At 38.2% G+C, this 20,400-nt stretch carries 14 protein-coding genes; 12 read left to right on the top strand and 2 right to left on the bottom strand.

Going from position 1 to position 20,400, the window contains the following annotated elements; all coding sequences use genetic code 11:
- Positions 1-735 precede the first annotated feature (735 nt).
- From ACFSCX_RS20975 to ACFSCX_RS20995, 5 genes are all read left to right on the top strand, one after another.
- Positions 736-2,271: a GNAT family N-acetyltransferase gene (locus tag ACFSCX_RS20975; protein WP_377930215.1), complete on the top strand. Its 1,536-nt coding sequence runs from the start codon at positions 736-738 to the stop codon at positions 2,269-2,271.
- A gap of 283 nt (positions 2,272-2,554) precedes the next feature.
- Positions 2,555-4,309, top strand: a complete 1,755-nt coding sequence (locus tag ACFSCX_RS20980; protein ID WP_377930216.1) for a phospho-sugar mutase — start codon at positions 2,555-2,557, stop codon at positions 4,307-4,309.
- A gap of 129 nt (positions 4,310-4,438) precedes the next feature.
- Complete coding sequence (locus ACFSCX_RS20985) at positions 4,439-5,557, top strand: GAF domain-containing sensor histidine kinase (RefSeq protein WP_377930217.1); 1,119 nt, start codon at positions 4,439-4,441, stop codon at positions 5,555-5,557.
- Between the two features lie 15 nt (positions 5,558-5,572).
- Positions 5,573-6,211: a response regulator gene (locus ACFSCX_RS20990; RefSeq protein WP_377930218.1), complete on the top strand. Its 639-nt coding sequence runs from the start codon at positions 5,573-5,575 to the stop codon at positions 6,209-6,211.
- 212 nt (positions 6,212-6,423) lie between these two features.
- Complete coding sequence (locus ACFSCX_RS20995) at positions 6,424-6,954, top strand: NADPH-dependent FMN reductase (protein WP_377930219.1); 531 nt, start codon at positions 6,424-6,426, stop codon at positions 6,952-6,954.
- Positions 6,955-7,125: 171 nt separating this feature from the next.
- On the opposite strand, the gene ACFSCX_RS21000 is transcribed toward ACFSCX_RS20995, so the two are convergent.
- Entirely contained in the window at positions 7,126-7,374 is a 249-nt protein-coding gene (locus tag ACFSCX_RS21000; protein WP_377930220.1) for a YhdB family protein, read from the bottom strand.
- 215 nt (positions 7,375-7,589) lie between these two features.
- Here ACFSCX_RS21000 and ACFSCX_RS21005 point away from each other — a divergent pair, with 215 nt between their 5' ends.
- The 3 genes from ACFSCX_RS21005 to ACFSCX_RS21015 all read left to right on the top strand — a co-directional run bounded on the left by ACFSCX_RS21005 (position 7,590) and on the right by ACFSCX_RS21015 (position 10,293).
- Positions 7,590-8,588: a M14 family metallopeptidase gene (locus ACFSCX_RS21005; RefSeq protein ID WP_377930221.1), complete on the top strand. Its 999-nt coding sequence runs from the start codon at positions 7,590-7,592 to the stop codon at positions 8,586-8,588.
- Positions 8,589-8,651: 63 nt separating this feature from the next.
- Complete coding sequence (locus ACFSCX_RS21010) at positions 8,652-8,987, top strand: DUF3889 domain-containing protein (RefSeq protein ID WP_377930222.1); 336 nt, start codon at positions 8,652-8,654, stop codon at positions 8,985-8,987.
- A 70-nt stretch (positions 8,988-9,057) separates the two neighbouring features.
- Positions 9,058-10,293, top strand: a complete 1,236-nt coding sequence (locus ACFSCX_RS21015) for a TolB family protein (protein WP_377930223.1) — start codon at positions 9,058-9,060, stop codon at positions 10,291-10,293.
- A gap of 30 nt (positions 10,294-10,323) precedes the next feature.
- Here ACFSCX_RS21015 and ACFSCX_RS21020 read toward each other — a convergent pair whose 3' ends face one another.
- Positions 10,324-10,944 (bottom strand): nitroreductase family protein, encoded by a 621-nt coding sequence (locus ACFSCX_RS21020; RefSeq protein WP_377930224.1) that lies wholly within the window; start codon positions 10,942-10,944, stop codon positions 10,324-10,326.
- Positions 10,945-11,251: 307 nt separating this feature from the next.
- On the opposite strand from ACFSCX_RS21020, the gene ACFSCX_RS21025 reads away from it, so the two are divergent.
- From ACFSCX_RS21025 to ACFSCX_RS21040, 4 genes are all read left to right on the top strand, one after another.
- A complete protein-coding gene (locus ACFSCX_RS21025) occupies positions 11,252-12,658 on the top strand; it encodes a SpoVR family protein (protein ID WP_377930225.1) in 1,407 nt (468 codons plus the stop codon).
- A gap of 223 nt (positions 12,659-12,881) precedes the next feature.
- Positions 12,882-15,080: a DNRLRE domain-containing protein gene (locus tag ACFSCX_RS21030; protein ID WP_377930226.1), complete on the top strand. Its 2,199-nt coding sequence runs from the start codon at positions 12,882-12,884 to the stop codon at positions 15,078-15,080.
- A 146-nt stretch (positions 15,081-15,226) separates the two neighbouring features.
- On the top strand, positions 15,227-19,318 hold the full coding sequence (locus ACFSCX_RS21035) for an RHS repeat domain-containing protein (RefSeq protein WP_377930227.1): 4,092 nt from the start codon (positions 15,227-15,229) through the stop codon (positions 19,316-19,318).
- Positions 19,319-20,120: 802 nt separating this feature from the next.
- Entirely contained in the window at positions 20,121-20,366 is a 246-nt protein-coding gene (locus ACFSCX_RS21040; RefSeq protein ID WP_377930228.1) for a hypothetical protein, read from the top strand.
- Positions 20,367-20,400: the final 34 nt, after the last annotated feature.

The following is a 20,400-nucleotide window of genomic DNA, read 5'->3' on the forward strand; positions in this document are numbered from 1 at the left end:
AAAACGAGGAAAGTAAAACGCCAAACGGGGTAAGTAAAAGCGGAGCAGAGGTAAGTAACCGAAGGCAGGAGAAAGTAAAAGAGAAAACGAGGAAAGTAAAACGCCAAACGGGGTAAGTAAAAGCGGAGCAGAGGTAAGTAACCGAAGGCAGGAGAAAGTAAAAGAGAAAACGAGGAAAGTAAAACGCCAAACGGGGTAAGTAAAACGGAAGCAGAGGTAAGTAACCGAAGGCAGGAGAAAGTAAAAGAGGAAACGAGGTAAGTAAAACGCGAAACGGGGTAAGTAAAACTGGAGCAGAGGTAAGTAACCGAAAGCAGGAGAAAGTAAAAGAGGAAACGAGATAAGTAAAACTCCAAACGGGGTAAGTAAAACTGGAGTAGAGGTAAGTAACCGAAGGCAGGAGAAAGTAAAAGAGGAAACGAGGTAAGTAAAATGCGAAACGGGGTAAGTAAAACTGGAGCAGAGGTAAGTAACCGAAGGCAGAGGTAAGTAAAACGCGAAGCGGGGTAAGTAAAAGCGGAGCAGAGGTAAGTAACCGAAGGCAGGAGAAAGTAAAAGAGAAAACGAGGAAAGTAAAACGCCAAACGGGGTAAGTAAAACGGAAGTAGAGGTAAGTAAAAGCGGAGCAGAGGTAAGAGATTTTCAGCAGATGTGAACAACAAGAAATACTTACGTTTAGCTTGTCCATACTTCGGGTATGGTTAATGGATTGAGTAAAAGGGGCTGAAAAAACGTATGTCAAAAATAGATTTGACCAAATTTGAGAAAAAAATGATTATTCGAAACATAGAGAAGGAAGATTTTGAAGGGCTCTTGAACATGCAAAAACAATGCTTTCCTGGCATGGATCCTTGGACAACAGACCAGCTTGAAAGTCATTTAGAGCATTTTCCAGAAGGGCAAATCTGCGCAGAATATGATGGGAAAATTATTGGATCATGCTCAAGTCTCATTATTAATTTTGATGAGTATGATGATAAACACACATGGGATGACATTACTGATGAGGGTTACATAACGAACCATAACCCAGAGGGGTACAATCTTTATGGAATTGAGGTCATGGTTCATCCTGATTATAGAAGAATGAAGGTTGGCCAGCGTTTGTATGATGCGAGAAAAGAATTAGCGAGAGAGCTAAATTTAAAAAGTATTATCATTGGGGGACGTATTCCAAACTACCATAAATATGCGGAGGAAATGTCACCTCGACAATATGTTAAAGAAGTCTCGATGCATAAAATTTATGATCCGGTTCTATCCTTTCAATTAATGAATGGCTTCACGCTAATGCGGATCAACCCAAACTATTTAGAAGATGACCAGGCTTCCTACAAGTATGCAACCTTAATGGAATGGAACAATATAGATTATCGCGGGAAAACGAAACGTCATTTTCAAACGAGCTTCCCGGTACGAATTTGTGCAATTCAGTATGCCATGAAGCAAATTAACTCGTTTGAAGAGTTCGCCAAGCAAGTAGAATACTACACTGATGTAGCAGCTGATTTTGAATCAGACTTTGCGGTGTTTCCCGAAATATTCACCACCCAGCTCATGTCATTTGTTCATGAAAAAACACCAAGTCAGGCGATTCGAAAGCTCACGGAATTTACCGAGCAATATATTGAGCTATTCGCCAATTTAGCGGTTAAATACAACGTTAATATCATAGGTGGGTCGCACTTCGTCAATGAAGAAGATAAGATTTATAACATTGCATATTTATTTAGAAGAGATGGAACGATTGAAAAGCAATATAAAATTCATATTACTCCGAATGAAAAGAGATGGTGGGGAGTTAGTGCCGGAGATGAAGTTAAAGTCTTTGATACTGATTGCGGAAAAATTGCCATCCAAATTTGTTATGATATCGAGTTTCCAGAGCTGGCGAGAATTGCAACAGACCGAGGAGCCAACATTATATTTACCCCATTCTGTACAGAAGACAGACAAGGATACTTACGAGTAAGACTATGTGCACAAGCTCGCGCCATCGAAAATCAAATTTACACGTGTATTGCTGGAACAGTTGGGAACCTACCACAGGTTGAAAATATGGATATTCAATATGCTCAATCCGGGATTTTTACCCCGTCTGATTTTGAATTTGCCCGGGATGGGGTGGCGGCAGAATGCAATCCTAATTTAGAAACAGTCGTCGTAGCGGACGTCGATCTTGAAATACTAAGACGTCAGCGAAAAGGCGGAACGGTCAGACAATTGCGTGACCGCCGCCGCGATTTATATGAAATTCGTTATAAAAAATAAGCTAAAATAGCATCACATCCCTAAGGGTGTGATGCATTTTTACTGATGTTGGCTGGTAAATCGTCAAGTTCGACTAGTATTTTACTCATTTCCACCGGTAAAATCATATATAGTGTAAAATGCATGCTTTAGTAAGCCAAATCCTGTCCCAATTTAAGGGAAACTTTTTAAAGGAAAACAGTTCAGATTGAAGAAAGAAACAAGTACAGAAAGATAATTTTTGGTACAATAATCAAGTAGAAAATAGTCTTATCATCAATGCAACAATCAAGGAGGATCTGACATGAACTGGCGTGACCAATTAGAAAGATGGGCAAGTTTTCATGAACTTGAAGTGGAACTAAAAAACGAGCTGGAAGCTTTAAACAATAATGAAAAGGCACTAGAAGACCGTTTTTATAAAAGCTTAGAATTTGGAACAGGTGGGATGAGAGGAGAAATCGGTGTTGGAACAAACCGAATGAATACATACACTGTTCGAAAAGCTTCTGAAGGATTAGCTCAATACATCCAATCGTTTGGAGAAGAAGCAAAAAAGCGCGGTGTTGTCATCGCTTATGATTCACGCCATAAGTCCCCAGAGTTTGCTATGGAGGCTGCAAAAACGCTAGCTACTCATGGAATTCAAACGTATGTGTTCGAAGAGCTGCGTCCAACTCCAGAGCTATCATTTGCTGTTCGTTACTTACACGCATTTTCTGGGATCGTGGTGACGGCAAGTCATAACCCACCAGAATATAACGGCTATAAGGTGTACGGTGAAGATGGAGGGCAATTACCACCTGAAGCAGCAGATAGGGTCATTGAAAAAGTAAATAGCGTCGAAAATGAATTAGTCATCGCCGTAGAAGATGAATCTACGTTAAAAGAAAAAGGCTTAATTAAAATGATTGGTGCTAATATTGATCAAGCCTATACCGAAAAGCTTCTCACCATTTCCGTGAAGCCGGAACTAGCGAAGGAAGTAGGTGACGATATTAAGGTTGTGTTTACCCCATTACATGGAACGGCAAACCTTCCAGTTCGGAATGGATTACAGGCGTTAGGATATCAGCATGTTACCATCGTCAAGGAGCAGGAATTACCTGACCCGAACTTTTCGACTGTCAAATCACCAAATCCTGAAGAGCATGCAGCGTTCGAGCTTGCAATCAAAAAAGGAAAAGAAATCAATGCTGATTTATTAATCGCAACAGATCCTGATGCGGATCGATTAGGTATTGCTGTAAAAAATCCTGATGGCGAATACGTAGTGTTAACAGGAAACCAAACAGGTGCACTGTACCTAGAGTATTTATTGTCCCAGAAACAGGAAAAAGGAACCCTTCCAGCGAATGGTGTTGTACTTAAGACCATTGTTACATCTGAGATTGGTCGCACGATTGCAGCAGCCTACGGGATTGAAACGATTGACACATTAACTGGGTTTAAGTTTATCGGAGAAAAGATGAAAGAATATGAACAGACAAAAGAGTACACATTCCAATTTGGATACGAGGAAAGCTACGGCTATTTAATTGGGGATTTCGTCCGTGATAAAGACGCCGTTCAAGCAGCGTTATTTGCTGTTGAAGTATGTGCCTATTACAAGCAAAAGGGTGTGTCGCTTTATGAAGGGTTACTTGAAGTATTTTCAAAATACGGCTTCTATCAAGAAGGCTTACAATCACTTACGCTAAAAGGAAAAGATGGCGCAGAGCAAATTCAATTTATTCTCTCAAGCTTTAGAGAGAACGCTCCAAAAGAAGTGGCAGGCAAAAAAGTGGTAGTGGTCGAAGACTATCAAGTCAGTGAACGCATGCTTATGGAAACTCAAAAAACAGAAACCATCGATTTACCAACATCCAATGTTATTAAATATATTTTAGAAGACGGATCATGGTTCTGCCTACGTCCTTCAGGAACAGAACCAAAGGTGAAATTTTACTTTGGAGTGAAGGGTACATCTCTTCAGGACAGCGAAAAATTGCTATCCGATTTGACGAGTGACGTTATGGAAAAAATCGAAGAATTAATACGCATCGTTCAAGCAGGGTAATCTTCCCCTGCTTTATTTTGTTTTATCCGACTTTAGTTGTAGAACGAAAACATTCAAATGATGGAAAACATTTTAGAAAATCACTGCTATAATGGACAGTAAGAAAACATGACGTAAGGAGAGCTGTTCGTGGAAGGAGAACGTCGGATAAAAAAGCTTCAAACACTAAAAACCATAGCTGAAACACTTAACCAATGTAATGACTTAGAGGAAATGCTAAAAAGTGTTCTGAAAGAACTTCTCAATATAACGGGCTTAAAGACAGGATGGGTATTTCTCATCGATGATAAAGGTGACTTTCATCTAGCGACAGACGAAGGGTTACCACCTGGATTAACATGGAGTCAAAAAAAGCCCATGTGTGAAGGTGGATGTTGGTGTGTTGACAAATATAACAATGGCAGGCTAACACGCGCTGCTAATATCATGGAATGTAAGAGAATTGAGAATGCGGTTGAGTACAATTGGGGAGATACAGAGGAAATCACCCATCATGCAACCGTTCCATTAAGAGCAGGCGAGGAGAAATTTGGCCTATTAAACGTTGCCTCACCAAATAAAACGCACTTTACAGATGAAGAGCTAGCTGTACTTGAAGCAGTAGCCTTCCAAATTGGAACTGCTATTAAGCGAATTAGGCTTGTTGAAAATGAACAACAGCTTGTACTAGTGGCAGAGAGAAACCGTTTAGCCCGTGACCTTCACGATTCGGTTAATCAACTACTCTTTTCCTTAATGCTCACTGTAAGAGGAACTAAAGAAATGACGGATAATCCTGACGTATTAGAAATGCTAACGTATATACAAGATTTATCACAAGAAGCTTTGCAGGAAATGAGGGCATTAATATGGCAGCTTAGACCTCAAGGCCTTGAGGATGGCATTGCTAGTGCCATTTTATCTTACGGAAAAGTACTAGGTCTCGATGTTGAGGTTGATGTAAAAGGTGTGATTGATTTACCTAGTAAAGTAGAAGAGGCCCTTTGGAGAATTGGACAAGAAGCGCTTAACAATTGTAAAAAACATGCCAATACAAAAACAGCATCCATTGAGCTTTCTATCAAGAATAATCGAGTAACGATGATTATTCAGGATCAAGGCTGTGGGTTTCACTATGACGAGCAAAAACAACTACCATCTCTAGGCTTGGCAAGCATGAAAGAGAGGGTCGAACTTTTAAACGGAACCTTTTCACTTACAAGTGCGATCGGTAATGGTACAACCATCGTTGTGTCCATTCCATTTTAAATAGGGGGGATTAATATGTCGATCAAAGTGTTAATAGCAGATGATCATCATGTCGTAAGAAGAGGACTTCTATTTTTCCTAAAAACGCAAAAAGACATTGAAATTGTGGCAGAAGCAACAAACGGCCGTGAAGCCGTTGCGCTTGTGAAAAAGTATAAGCCTGATGTTGTGCTAATGGATCTTGTCATGCCTGAAATGGATGGAATCGAGGCAACGAAAATCATAAAAGACGAGTCCCCAGATGTAAAAGTCATCATATTAACAAGCTTTTCTGATAAGGACCATGTCATTCCTGCGATTCGAGCAGGTGCAACAGGCTACCAGCTAAAGGATGTAGAGCCAGATGAGCTAGTTGTCACGATACGTGCTGTTTATAATGGTGAGAATCAATTACATCCAAAGGTCACGAATCATGTGATGACCCATTTAATGAACGGGGGAAAGAAAGAAACCAACTATCTCGATGAACTGACGAAGCGAGAATTAGAAGTGCTTGCTGAAATCGCACGAGGAAAAAGTAATAAAGAAATTGCTGCTAGTTTAGTGATAACAGAAAAAACGGTGAAAACTCACGTATCCAATATCCTATCAAAGCTTCAATTGCAGGACCGAACACAGGCTGCGCTTTATGCAGTGAAGCACGGACTAGCTTGAAAAATGCATAAGACTTAAAAGAACAAGTCTTCATGAATGTATTCGTGATTACTTGTTCTTTTCACTTTTAGTCATACAACTTTGGTCTGATACAAATTTGGATATTTATCCATCTGTCATCGTAGGTAAACTTCATGCGAAACGATGATTTTATGATTGCCATTATTTTTCTATACTAAAAGTAACAAGAGCACATGAAGGAGAGAGGATACATGAAACTAGTAGTTGTGAATGGAAGTCCAAGAATATCAGGCAGGACGGGAATTGCCGCAAGATTTATTGCCAAGAAATATGGAGCTACAATAATCGAAACAGGTCAAATACCTCTATTTACAGGTGAACACGAACAAGACGAGCTTTCAGTAGTCAAACAATTAAGAGAAACAATCAAAAAGGCAGATGGGGTTATTCTTGCTTCACCCGAGTATCATAATGCAATGAGCGGTGCACTCAAAAATGCGTTAGATTTTCTAGGGAGTGAACAATTTCATCATAAACCGGTTGCACTTTTAGCGGTAGCAGGTGGTGGTAAAGGTGGTATGAATGCTCTTGCCAATATGAGAACCGTCGGAAGAGGAGTGTATGCAAATGTCATCCCAAGGCAGCTTGTGTTAGACCCGCCATCGTTTGACAGGGAAAATGATACACTTCAGTATGATAGTGAGCAGCAAGTGGATGCCCTTCTTTCAGAGCTCCAATTTTATATGAAGCTTCACCAAAAAATAGCAGAAGAATCCCATTAAAAAAGGAAGGGCAATGAACCCTTCCTCCACTTATTGAACCCAATCAGGAAATTTAGCCGTAGCAATGTATAAACTAAACACCAGAAAACATATCTTATTTAACTTATAAAAAAAGACGTCGAGAACGTTCTCAACAGTCAGAAGGAAGGGTTACAAAACCCTTCCTTTTATCTATTCAACTTTTACTAAGTCTTCCATATCAACAGATTGAATTTCTAAAGCATGGTCAATATAACGGAATAAGGAATGTAAGGTGGATTGGATAATTTTATAGTCCTTTGAAAAGTTATAGGCATGCAAGAAATGCTCAATCTTTTTTGATAAAAAATGATCCTTTGTCCGTACCATAAGGATAAGAAGATTATCCCACTGGGAACGATGAGTATAAAACAATGCGCGATCATAATCGACAATGTTCATGATATAGCCTCCTTCATTAGCTTCAATACCCACCTTTTATGAAAAGGGTTCTCTGCTTTCTTAGCTAAGGAGTTACGTTTAGTGTATGGTGAAAGACACGTCTTTAAGCACTGCATTTCACTGTAAATGTTGGCATGGTATAGGACAGATTTTCCATAGTAATCCTCTCCACTTTTGAAAAAAATAACAGCAACAAGACGTAAAGGAGACAGGGTATGAAGCAAAGGATAATGATTATTTTACTTGTGTTCCTACTTGTTCCTTTAAAAGTTTATAGTGACAATCATCGTGCTATTGTTACCACTCATCATATGTATAGCTTCGATTCCCTCATGCAGGATGTAAAAGAACTCAAAGAAATGTATCCAGAGCTTATCTCTGTAAAAAAAATAGGACAAACGAATTTTCGGAAGCCAATCATTGCTGTTAAGGTCGGAAAAGGAGAGAAATCGATACTTATACATGCTGCGCATCACGGCAGGGAATGGATTACGTCCATGATTGTCATGAAAATGATAGAGGAATATGCAGAAGCACATAAAAATAATGTAACGTTCGAAGGGTATGATACGTCTATTTTAGACAGGGTCTCGATTTGGTTTGTACCAATGGTGAATCCAGATGGAGTTACGATTCAACAGGAAGGTTTTATGGCTAGGGTACCAAAATCACGTTGGGAGCTATTTCTCATGAATGGTGGCAGTACTGATTTTTCAAGATGGAAGGCCAATGGGAATGGTGTGGATTTGAATCGGCAATATCCAGCTGGCTGGGAGGACATTGCAGGGGATGCCCCATATCCTTTTTACCAGCTTTATAAAGGAGAAAAGCCGATTAGTTCACCAGAAGTAATAGCGATGACTCGTTTTACAAAAGAAATAAATCCCCTCATCGCACTTGCCTATCACTCTTCGGGTAGAGTGCTCTATTGGTACTACAACACGAAAGAGGAAAATATTAATCGGGACAAAGCCATAGCTATGAAAATTTCAGAAGTAACAGGTTATGAATTAAGTGATCCGGTTCAAACTGCTGTTGGCGGGGGGTTCACGGATTGGTTTATTCAACGCTTTAAAAGGCCCGCCATAACTGTTGAAGTAGGTTATCCTGTAAATGAAACAAGTCCGCCGTTAACCGTTTTTCCAAGTGAGTGGAGACGAAATAAAACTGTTGGACTTATGACTGCTTATGAGGCAGAAAAAATAAGTAAATAGGATTGTATAAATGGAACAAAAATGTACAAACTACAATGGAATTTACACAAGGTGGAGGTACATATGAAAAAAAGAATTGCGTATCCGCTCATTTGCATTGCTTTTATGATTGGCCTACTTGCTTCTTATTCATTGAGTGAAATGATTGGTTTAGCAGAAAAGCCAGATTATGCAAAATGGAGCCGTATGGCTGTGGAGATTGTAAAGGAAAACTACCCGGATGCAGACGTAAGTGATTATAAATATGAAGGACGAAATTCCATTTCAGAAAAAAAAGCTCAAGATACGTTCCTTTTTCAAGTAAAAAAGGATGAGAAGGCCTTCGAGGTGAAGGTAGTGGTTACATTTAATCCGGAAGCGGAAACACTTTATTCACTTTCATTAGAAGAAATAAATTAGTTAAGACTACCTACATGGTGGTCTTTTTCTTTGGAAAGAAGGGAATCCTGCAAGTAAAGGAGGGTGTTACATGAAGTGGGTAAAATGGCTGTTAATAAGTTTCTCATTACTATTGGTTATTACTGATGAAGGTAATGTAGCGGCAAACGAGCAAAATGGAATTGCTTTTATAAAAGACGGGAATTTATGGGTTAAAGAAGGTAAAGGTGAATTTCAGGTTACAAAACAAGGATCTATTCAATTTCCAAAATGGTCGTATGATGGAAAGTGGATAGCCTATTTGAAAAATAGGACCGAGATTTGGGCTTACGATACTGATGCCCAAAAGCATGTGAAGGTTTCCGAGGAGGGTGGGAATGTATTCAAATGGTCACCGTCAGAGAATATCCTTGCGTTTCAAACGAATGGCACTCTTGCTCGAATTCATTTGGATGATATATCCGTACATAAGGTAGCACAAGGTGTGAACCAATATTCCTGGTTACCGGATGGGACGGGTTTTTTAGTATCAGATGTAGCGACCTTAACCCCAAATGGATGGGGAAGTGTCTGGCTCTATAAAATTCCTCTAACCTATAACAAAGGTTTAAAGAAGACAGACCCTTTTTATACGTTACCTCCAGAAGGACAATTAGAGGATTTCTTTGCGATCGCAACGAGTGAATTTAAGTTTTCACCAGATGGGAAGTGGATTTCCTTCCTTGCTGTACCAACAGCATCGTGGTCAATGGACAGTAACTCCTTATCTTTACTATCAACTGATGGGAAGACGTTTGAAGTTGTCGATAAAATGATCCTGCATCCAGACTGGTTCAAGTGGGGACCAACTACTAATAAACTTGCCTATATTGAGGGGGAAGGTAGAATGGCCCTGCAGAATAAAGAGCTGAAGGTAAAAGAGCTTCCGGCTATAACAATGGAGTATACCCCGGACGGATTTGTAGACGGGGACTTTACATGGATCAATGATGATGAAATCATCCTATCACGTACAAAAGAATCAGAATGGTTCAATGATCCAAGAAAGCGACCATTACCTCAATTAGTTAAGATCAATTTGAAACATAAGCAGGAAGAGGTTTTAACACGTCCCAAAGAAGGTATAGGAGACTTCAATCCTTATTATCACCAAGAAGCAAACAAACTATATTGGATTCGAACAGATCGTGAAAAGGGTGAGCTTTGGAGGGCAAATCCAGATGGCTCCGAAGCAGAGATTTGGATAGACAAGCTTGATGTACCATTTCCTTATTATGAAACGTGGGATTGGAAGCAGGTTATTCAAATATCAACAAATAAGAAGTAGGTAGATCAAAACCTACTTCTTTTACCTTTTTTAATAATAAGTTACAATCTTATCTAATTCGAAACGATGATGTGGATATCCTTCAGTATCAGGAAGTCCAAATGGAACCATCGCTGCAAATTTAATATGTTCAGGTAAGCCTAATATTTCTTTCACTTTTTCCTGATCAAACCCGAGCATAGGTACACTAGAATAGCCAAATCCTTGAATCGTAATTAAGAGAAAACCAAGAGTAATATTTGTTTGAGTAAGTCCCCATTGACCTCTCTCTTCAACACTCATGCCTCCAAATATTGACGAGAGATTTGCAACTTCCTCCTGTTTTCGTTCTGGTGTTATTCCGGGATGAACCGTATCAGACAAATTAGCTAGAATATTTTCCATATCACTAGTGACAAGAATAACAGCGGGTGCAGATGTAACCTGTTGTTGGCCATATGCTGCTTCCTGTAGTTTATTTTTTAATTCTTTGTCCGTTACAACATGAAACTTCCATGGCTGTAAATTCCAAGCACTTGGTGTAAGCCTTACGAGCTCAAAAATACGATCAATGTCACTTTTTGAAATCGGCTTTTGAACAAATTTACGGATACTATGTCGTGACTCAATAGCATCCTTTATTGAAAGAATTTGTTGTGTTGTTTGGTTCATCACAATCCCTCCCTTATTGTTGATGAATCTGTAGGATTTCCTACAGAAGTTAGTATGTGCTCATCAATAAATCTAAAAAAGGAAATATATAACTAGATGGGCTAAATCCTTCAATATTGTTTTTCAGAGTATGCATTGTAACTTCTTCGTATAATAAAGACCACCTTATTCCGATTGAATAAAGAGTTTGTAAAGCAGTAATACTAGGAAAAACTTTCTTGAATTCATATCCAACTCCACCATCTTCTCATCTTTCGTTCATTTTTATCATAGATTGGAAATAAGCAATAAAAAAGGGGAGATGGGTATGAGACAGGAGGATGCAAAAGCTTTAGAGTATGCGATAGATGAAATTACGGAAATTGCTAAAGGCTTTGGCCTTGATTTTTATCCAATGCGCTATGAAATTTGTCCTGCTGACATCATTTATACGTTTGGTGCATATGGAATGCCAACAAGGTTCTCACACTGGAGCTTTGGTAAGCAATTTCATAAAATGAAGCTTCAGTATGACTTAGGACTCAGTAAAATTTATGAGCTAGTCATAAACTCAAATCCTTGCTATGCCTTTTTACTGGACACCAATTCGCTCATTCAAAATAAACTTATTGTTGCACACGTATTAGCTCACTGCGACTTTTTCAAAAACAATTGCCGCTTTGGCAATACAAAGCGGGACATGGTGGAAAGCATGGCGGCAACTGCCGAGCGGGTTGCCCATTACGAGCACGAACATGGAAAACAAGCGGTCGAAACATTCCTAGATGCGGTCCTAGCGATACAGGAACATATTGATCCATCCTTAATGCGGCCAAAACTATCCTATCACTTAGAAGAAGAAGAGGAAGAGGCTAAGCCTGCTCGTACAAAATACGACGATCTTTGGGCACTTGACATAAAAGAGCCACCGAAAAAAGCCGTAAAACGCAAAAAGAAAATCCCACCTAATCCAGAAAAGGATATTCTCTTATTCATCCAAGAATACAGCAGAGAACTTGAAGATTGGCAGCGTGACATCCTCACGATGATGCGCGAAGAAATGCTTTACTTCTGGCCACAATTGGAGACGAAAATCATGAACGAAGGCTGGGCCTCCTACTGGCACGGCCGCATCCTACGCGAAATGGACTTAACCTCCGATGAAGTCATCGAATTCGCTAAACTAAACGCTGGTGTTGTTCAGCCATCCAAAACGAGTATTAATCCGTACTATCTAGGGTTCAAAATGTTTGAAGACATTGAAAAACGCTGGGATAATCCAACTGAGGAAATGAAGCGTTACGGGGCAAAAGCTGGATCAGGTCGAGAGAAAATGTTTGAGGTGCGAGAGGTAGAATCAGATATTTCATTCCTACGAAACTACTTAACAAAAGACCTTGTCATGAGAGAGGATATGTACCTGTTCCAAAAACAAGGCAAAGACTACAAAATCGTCGACAAAGAGTGGGAGCAAGTTCGCGACCAATTAATCAACATGCGTGTAAACGGTGGCTTCCCGTATATTACCGTAAACGACGGAGATTACTTAAAGACCGGGGAATTATACTTAAAGCACTGGTACGAGGGCATTGAGCTAGACCTCAAATATTTAGAAAAGGTTCTACCATACATCCACCAGCTATGGGGAAGACCTGTTCATATGGAGACTGTGCTCGAAGAAAAACCGGTGATGTTTACGTATGACGGGAAAGGGATTCATCGGAAGTATTTGTGATAAATAATCGTGAGTAGAACCAGTCCAAGTTGTTTTGGGCTGGTTTTTTGACGCACTTGAAGATTATCTTATCTCATCTAGTAACCGAGCTAATTCCTAGAATTAACTTAATTTAAATTTACGTTATGTCCTATCCACCACAAACATATTACATTATCTGGAATTACACGAGCCCATCTTTAATAGGTATATATAATGGATAACATTTCAAGGAGGGGCTAATTTGTCAAATTTGAATGAAGAAAGCATAGACAAAAATCGAATAAAGAAATCTTCTTTAATTATTGTTGAAAAAGAAAAAAAGAAAATGCCGAAGAAGCCCAAAAAGGGTGAACCACCAGTTGAAATTCGACAAAAGAGAGGAAAGTATAAAAAAGAATATTTAAATGAGGATGGAAGCTTTACAGTAGAAATATTTCCTAATCCCATCAATTTTAAAACAAAGCGTGACACATGGGAGGAGATCAATAATAATTTAACGTTTATGATGGATGGGAACTTCAGATACCCATATAAAAACATATCCAATGGTTGGGAGGTCCGTTTCGCAGATGAAGTAGGTGAAGAAGGAAAAGGGATATATCGAATGGAAAATGAGGGGTACGTGATTGAGGTCATGCCACTCGGTATCAATAATTCAAAAGGAAAAGTAAAAGGCAATCAAATATTATATGAAAAAATTCAATCTAATATAGACATACAATACACTGTACTAGCTGACATGATAAAAGAAGAAATTATTTTCCGTAAACGAGATGTCCCAGATACTTATACATTTCAGATTAATTTAGTGGGTTTGAAACCTGTACTAAATAAAGATCAAAGTGTTGATTTTGTAAATGTGTCTGGAGAGATAATATATTCCTTTATTAAGCCTTTTGCTTATGACAAAGAAGAAAATTATACAGATCAAATAATTACAAATCTGTATCAAGTCGAAAATGTATGGTATGTCAGCTATATCATAAATGAGGCATGGTTATACAATGATGAAAGGAAATTCCCGGTTATCCTTGACCCCACTACTTTACCATTTCAGCCAAGAAAAGAAGAGACATATAATATTCGAGATACAGAAATTCGTAGCCGAAGCCCACTTACAAACTTTACTAATTATTCCTATTTTGCAGCTGGCTTTAGCGATACACCATCCATTGGCATAAGAAGAAGTTTAATATGGTTTAACCTCCCAAGGTTATATAGTGGTGCAAAAATTAATTCGGCTACACTTAATCTAAAACAATTCAATATATTGACCACGAATGAAACAATCATTGATGTTCATCAGATAACGCAGCCTTGGAATACACAACAAGTTACTTGGGATTTGAGGCCTGATTTTAACCAAACTCCGATAAATGGAACAGCAGTGAATACGGAAAAAATAGACTTCGTTGTAAGTGAACTTGTTTCAAGTTGGTATACCGGAGAAGTAGCTAATTATGGTTTCTTATTAAAGGCTAGAGATGAAACGAAACCAAGAAAAGCATTTTATTCATCTGAAAATAATACATCTTCTGATGCTGAAGAAGGTACTGATCTTGGTCCAACATTAGTTATTAATTATACGGTAGATCCTCTCGGAAGTGAACCATTCTGGAGTTTTGTTAATGGTGTGAATGTCGCAAATGGAAATTTATTATTCACAACTTTGGATGTTTCACTGCCTGGGAGAGGAATCCCCATCCAACTTACTCGAAGCTATAATTCTTTTTCAACTGAACTAGGGTTGTTAGGTTATGGTTGGCGATTAAATATTGAGATGAAATTAAAATTTAATGCTCCATACGAAAGTAAGGTGGTTGTATTCGTTGATGAAGATGGAACGAACCATATCTTTACGGAGCTCGATGAACAAGATGGAATGTGGGAAGCACCACCAGGAATTAATCTTGAGCTCAAATATCAGAATGGGCAAGAGCCCTACTTTATTATGACCGATAAATCAGAAACGAGATACTATTTTGATACACAAAATGGCCGACTCGAAGCCATTTATGATAAAAACGAAAATGTGTTAGATTTGGTTTATGATTCTTTCGGAAACCTAGTGAATATGTCGGACGACTCCGGAAGAGTTGTTTATTTCCACTATCGTGATAATCTATTGTTTGCAATAACCGGAAATGAAATCGCAGATGTTCAATTTAGATATAATGCCGAGGGGCTACTTGAAACCGTCAAAACGTTACAAATCGGCGTAAATGGAGCAATTGATGTAACGGATTCAAATAATATAGCACAACAATCTAGCTATACTTATTATGTCGATAGAAAAATAAAAGAACTAATAGACCCTAATGGTCATGCAACAACCGTCACTTATAAGCTAGATACAAATCAGGTAGAAACAATCTCTAAAGTAGTGAATGGTTTGAATCGAATTTACACATATGAATATAAACAACAGAAGAAGGTTTAGTTACAACAGTTACGGATCCAAAGGATGTTACTACAACGTACGAAACGAACGTAGCTGGAAATGTAATTAAAATAACTGAACGTGCTAATTCTGCACAACCAATTGATACGAGCTATGAGTGGGATACGTCACACAATCTCATTTCTATGGTAGATGCAAGATTCAATAAGACAGAATTTTCATACAACGATAAGGATGAACTGATACAAGTTGTAAAGCCTGATGGCTCTGTTCAGACGCTAGCTTATTCAATAGATGAAGAACAGCTTACATCATTTACTAACGCATCTAATGAAACGATTAAATATAACTATGACGAAGATGAAAACAATACTGTGACAGTAACCCCCATGAATAGTACAATTATCCGTGATTTTAATGAAAAAGGTCAGATAGTCGGTATAACAACTCCTATTAGTCTGAATGAAAATATCATACCAAATCATGGTTTTGAAACATGGGACGTATCTGTACCTGGATATTGGCAAAACATTGCGAGTGGTTCAGTTAGAAGGAGCACAGATCGTGTAAACGGCTACTATTCCTTAGAGCTTACGGGGAATACTAGCGGTGAAGCGAAAGTGGTCTCACGTTATTTTCCTGTGCTTGAAAATACAAAATACGTGGTTAGTTGGTTCTTAAAGTCATTAGATGCAAGTGATATAGAAATCCGAGTGAATTGGTATGTAGAAGCGGATATTAATACGTATATCGGTAATTCTCCCATCCGTTTCATAAATAACAAAAAAGAATGGGCAAAAAAAGCCCAAAGAATTAACTCTCCATTTGGTGCAAAGTTTGCACGAGTTGTCATTACCAGCTTTACGGGAACTACCTTGTTTGACAACGTTCAAATGGAAAAAGGAGACTTCGTAAATGATTATAACCTCCTCTTAGATCCAGGCTTTGAAGAAACAGAAAGTACTACTGGGAAGCCTATACACTGGAATCTCAGATCAAGTTTAAATACTATAGCAGATGCTTCATATATCAACAATGGGCGTAATGGTACATCTAAAGGACTAAGGATATATGGTTCAGGAGATAATAAGTACTTTGGCCAAGAAATAAAAATTAAGGCTGAAAAAGATGTTACTCTCCTTCTTTCTGGTTGGTCCAGAGCCGATGGTATATCTTCGACTGGAGGGCCTCATGAGATTGTTTTATATATTAACTATGAAGATTTGGATGATGAATGGCTACCCCTTATTTTTACAAAAGCGAATCATGGATGGGAGTATAGAGAGTTAAATGTGACCTTAAAAGGGAATGCATTTGGCTTTCAAGTATATGCCAAAGTTGAAAATCAATCTGGTGCAGTTGTCCATTTTGATGACATCAAGTTTCGAACGATAACTACTTCTACTGCTATTTTAAGTGAATATAACATTGTAACAAACGGAAGCTTTGAGTTCGACTTGGACAATTCAGGTATGTCGGATGACTGGAAGCAATCAATACAGCCTGGAACTACCGCAACGATGAATTGGGTGAACGACAGAAATGAAGCACAGGTCGGTAAATATTCACTTCTTGTAAAGGATACAGGAGGGTGGGCGATATTTGCGAATAATACCAAAGAACCGGTACTTCCTGATAGAACATATACAGCAGCTGTAACGATTAAAACAAAAGGTGTCACGTCTACTTCTATTAATGGAGGAGGAATTATCAAGTTTGATGTATATGACACGAATGGAAGCTATTTAGGTGAATATATGACATCAAACCCAGTATCTGGTAGTGTGGAAGGTGAAAGGGTGTATGTCGAAGTTGACGGGCAGAAGATTCTATATGATTACCCGTCCGCCACTTCGATTAGAGTATCGGTTGGCACAGTCCATCCGATTCAAGGTTCTCTTTATTTTGATAACGTACGATTTGAATCAAGAAGTGTCCAGACTACACTTCAGTATGATGTGACTAACAATTATGTAACAACTGTCACAAATGAACTTGGGAAACAGACCTTGTTTACACCTGATGAAAGGGGAAATATCGAACAAATTATTTTACCAACAGGCGGTATTGCTACTTTCGAATATAATTCCTTAGATCTTTTAGAGTCTGCACAGACAACAGCAGGTCTACTCATTGAGTATGACTATGATTCTAACGGGAACGTAATGCAAATTGACTATAAGGATCCTGTACAGAATACTGTGATCGGTAGCATCCATCAGTCTTATAATGAAGCTAACCAGGTAGAGACTGTCACTGATCAATTAAACCGTGTGACTACGTTAAGTTACAATATCATTGGGAATATGGAAGAAATTTTATATCCAAATGATAATCTTTTATCGTTAAACTATACAGATATTAATCAAATAAAAACCATTACGTATAATAATGAGACAATACCTGCTTATTCGTTCAAGTATAACGACAAAGGGTTCTTAACATCTGTCACAAAAAATGGTACTGACACTTCTAGCTACCAATTTGATCAGAAGTTAAACAGAATAACGTCTATTACGTATCCGAACAATCATGCTGTATCCTATACGTATGACCCTAGTGGAAAAGTCACGAGTATTTCTTCTCAACCGTTAAATCATCCAATTTTGGTTACTCGGTATGAGTACGACCAAGCAGGTTTACTGGCCTCCGCATTCGGACCAAATGACGAACGAGTATATCATATATTTGATGAGGCTGGCAGGATTCGTAAGCGGAATTCAGGAAATGGCACGACCTTTGCTTATGACACGTATATGGAATATGATGCAGCTGGTCAACTCATTTATTACTCAAACAGCCAGGGCGAACAAACGTATCTAGAACACGAGTTAAAGTACGATGATAACGGTAACCGAACGGAAGTGATCTCAGGTGGAGGAAGCCGTATTGAATATAATTATGACACAGCTAACCGCCTCCTAAAAGAAGTTCACTATGATCCAAACGATGTCATTTCATACAGCTTCTCCTATGAATACACAGGCACTTATGGTCTCTTAAACAACCGCACAGCGAAGAAGAGTTTCAACACAGTCGTTGCAACCTATCAGTATAATGCCGCAAATGAACTCGTGTCTGTTAATGGAATCCCGTTTCAATACGATGCTAATGGAAACCTACTTAAAGACGACCGCTTCCAATACCAGTACAATCCAGCAAATCAACTAGTCGAAGTCAACACATTGTCAGACTCTCTTGTAGCAAGATACGAGTACAATCATGAAGGCCTACGAACAAAGAAAATAACACCAAGCAAAACCGAAAAATACTTCTACTCTGCCGGAGAACTGTCTTACATCACGGATGAAACCGACAAGCTCAAATATAGTTTCACACGTACAGTATCTGGAACATTAGTCAGTATGACGGACCATACAGGGACAACAAAGAGGACCTACTATTACATCCGAAACAGCCATAGTGATGTAGTAGAACTCAGAGATTCAAATGGAAACCGCGTTGTCTATTATAAATACGACGCATTTGGGGTACCCTTAACAAGTGAAGGCACAGCGACAACAGGAAATGGCGAACTACTAAGAGAAGCGAATCCATTTCGATATGTGGGGTATTTTTATGATGAGGAAACCGCTAATTATTATTTGAAGGCTCGGTATTATAATCCTGATAGTGGTAGGTTTTTGACGAGGGATTTGTTGCCGGGAATTAATCTATACACATATGCATCTTGCAATCCTGTTAGATTTATTGATCCTTCTGGAATGATTTCAGTAGAGGAAGATAGTTACGGAAGTTATAGTTATGATTGGTTAAATGATGTTACTAAGGGCGGACTTCTTGGATTTAGTGGAGCTGCACTGGATAAATTTGTAGGGGAAAAGGTTTCTGAAAAAATAAAGCCATTTGTAGAACAAAAAAATAAAACAAGGCCACTAGTTAAGCTACAGGATAATAGATATTTAACCGCTCCTAAACATGTTTCAACTTTTAGTGCGACAAGAGCTTTTGCGAAGACTTCAATTGGTAGGTTAGGTGCAGCTGGATTTGTATTTAGTGTTGGTTATGATTTATATGAAGGTGGACTTACAGGAGAAAACATTAGGAATAGTATAACTAATAATTTTGTTTTAGTTGCTTTAAACTTAGGGGCATTCATAGCTGTTAGTGCGACTGTAACATTTTTTGCTGGAGTTAGTTTAGTAGGTTTACCTGCTATAGGTACAGCATTATTAATAGGTGCAGGAATTGGGTTTCTTTATTCTTCTGTAAAAGAATCAACAGGGTTTGAATTTTCAGATGTGTGGGGAGAGTAGAATATTAAAGATAAAAGGATGATCACATTGTATACAATCTTGGATCAACTTCCATACCAATCAAAGTTTTATTTTCTTTTAATTCTTGGAGCTTTATCTACAATCGGTTATGTATTTTTATTAAAAAAAGCAATAGAAAATAGGAAAAATAAAAAAGAAATAACAATGTTATCAATATCGATCCTGAGTTTTTCGATGTATAGTTTTAATCTTTCAATTTCTAATTACTTTAAGCATATGCATAATGATGAGTATGGGGTTGGATTTTATAATATTAGTATAGTATTTTTTATAATCTTTATTATAGCGATATTAGTTGGACCCATCTTGAAAAAATTCACAAGTTTTTTTGACTAAGGATGGGTTTGGAGATAGGGGCCTGTTATAAGAATCGTTGTCAGGAGAAATTGATCAAGTTTAAATATGAGGTGAAAAAAGGGAGAACTTCCACGTTCAATTATGTTTAGAGGATCAAGGTGAAAAACTTGAGGCTGCTCAAATAATTCCCATCTTCAGAGTAGATGGGAATTATTTGACGCTTATGATGAAATTGAATTAAGTGGAGCAGTAGAGCAAGCAATTGCTACTACTAAAAAAGATTTAAAAACAGTCGGTATAGAGAAAACTCCCGATTACTTAGATGAAGCCAGATCACAGTATCATGCGGACTTCATTAGAGTAGGGCCCTTTATTAAGATTTGCAACATCTGTTGCCGTTGTAGGCTTTATTTATGACATAAATTCTGTAATACCCCCACAGCAGAATTTAGAATGATTAAGTACAGGAGAATACTTTGCAAAGTTGTTTATTACATTGGCTGCAGTATGCGTAACCGGAGTTGCAATTTTTTTAGCACTGTCACCGGTAGGTGGTGTTATTGTTGGAGGTACGGCTGCAACAGCTATTGATTATTTCAAGCAAAATGTTCTTGAGTATTATGACTTGAATTTATTTATAGAATTGGAGTTCTATCTTGAAAAGAAAGCATATTGTCATAAAAATAATTACCGTTTTACTTTTTCTGGGAACAGGTTTCGTATTGTATGATATAAATTTCTTTGTAGCTTTAATCTTTTTAAAT

This window comes from Bacillus salitolerans (genome assembly GCF_042680805.1).
GTDB lineage: Bacteria > Bacillota > Bacilli > Bacillales > SA4 > Bacillus_CJ > Bacillus_CJ salitolerans.

Coding starts and splice junctions, on each gene's coding strand:
- ACFSCX_RS20975 (WP_377930215.1), top strand. CDS start 736: ATGTCAAAAATAGATTTGACCAAATTTGAGAAAAAAATGATTATTCGA.
- ACFSCX_RS20980 (WP_377930216.1), top strand. CDS start 2,555: ATGAACTGGCGTGACCAATTAGAAAGATGGGCAAGTTTTCATGAACTT.
- ACFSCX_RS20990 (WP_377930218.1), top strand. CDS start 5,573: ATGTCGATCAAAGTGTTAATAGCAGATGATCATCATGTCGTAAGAAGA.
- ACFSCX_RS20995 (WP_377930219.1), top strand. CDS start 6,424: ATGAAACTAGTAGTTGTGAATGGAAGTCCAAGAATATCAGGCAGGACG.
- ACFSCX_RS21000 (WP_377930220.1), bottom strand. CDS start 7,374: ATGAACATTGTCGATTATGATCGCGCATTGTTTTATACTCATCGTTCC.
- ACFSCX_RS21005 (WP_377930221.1), top strand. CDS start 7,590: ATGAAGCAAAGGATAATGATTATTTTACTTGTGTTCCTACTTGTTCCT.
- ACFSCX_RS21010 (WP_377930222.1), top strand. CDS start 8,652: ATGAAAAAAAGAATTGCGTATCCGCTCATTTGCATTGCTTTTATGATT.
- ACFSCX_RS21015 (WP_377930223.1), top strand. CDS start 9,058: ATGAAGTGGGTAAAATGGCTGTTAATAAGTTTCTCATTACTATTGGTT.
- ACFSCX_RS21020 (WP_377930224.1), bottom strand. CDS start 10,944: ATGAACCAAACAACACAACAAATTCTTTCAATAAAGGATGCTATTGAG.
- ACFSCX_RS21025 (WP_377930225.1), top strand. CDS start 11,252: ATGAGACAGGAGGATGCAAAAGCTTTAGAGTATGCGATAGATGAAATT.
- ACFSCX_RS21035 (WP_377930227.1), top strand. CDS start 15,227: ATGGTAGATGCAAGATTCAATAAGACAGAATTTTCATACAACGATAAG.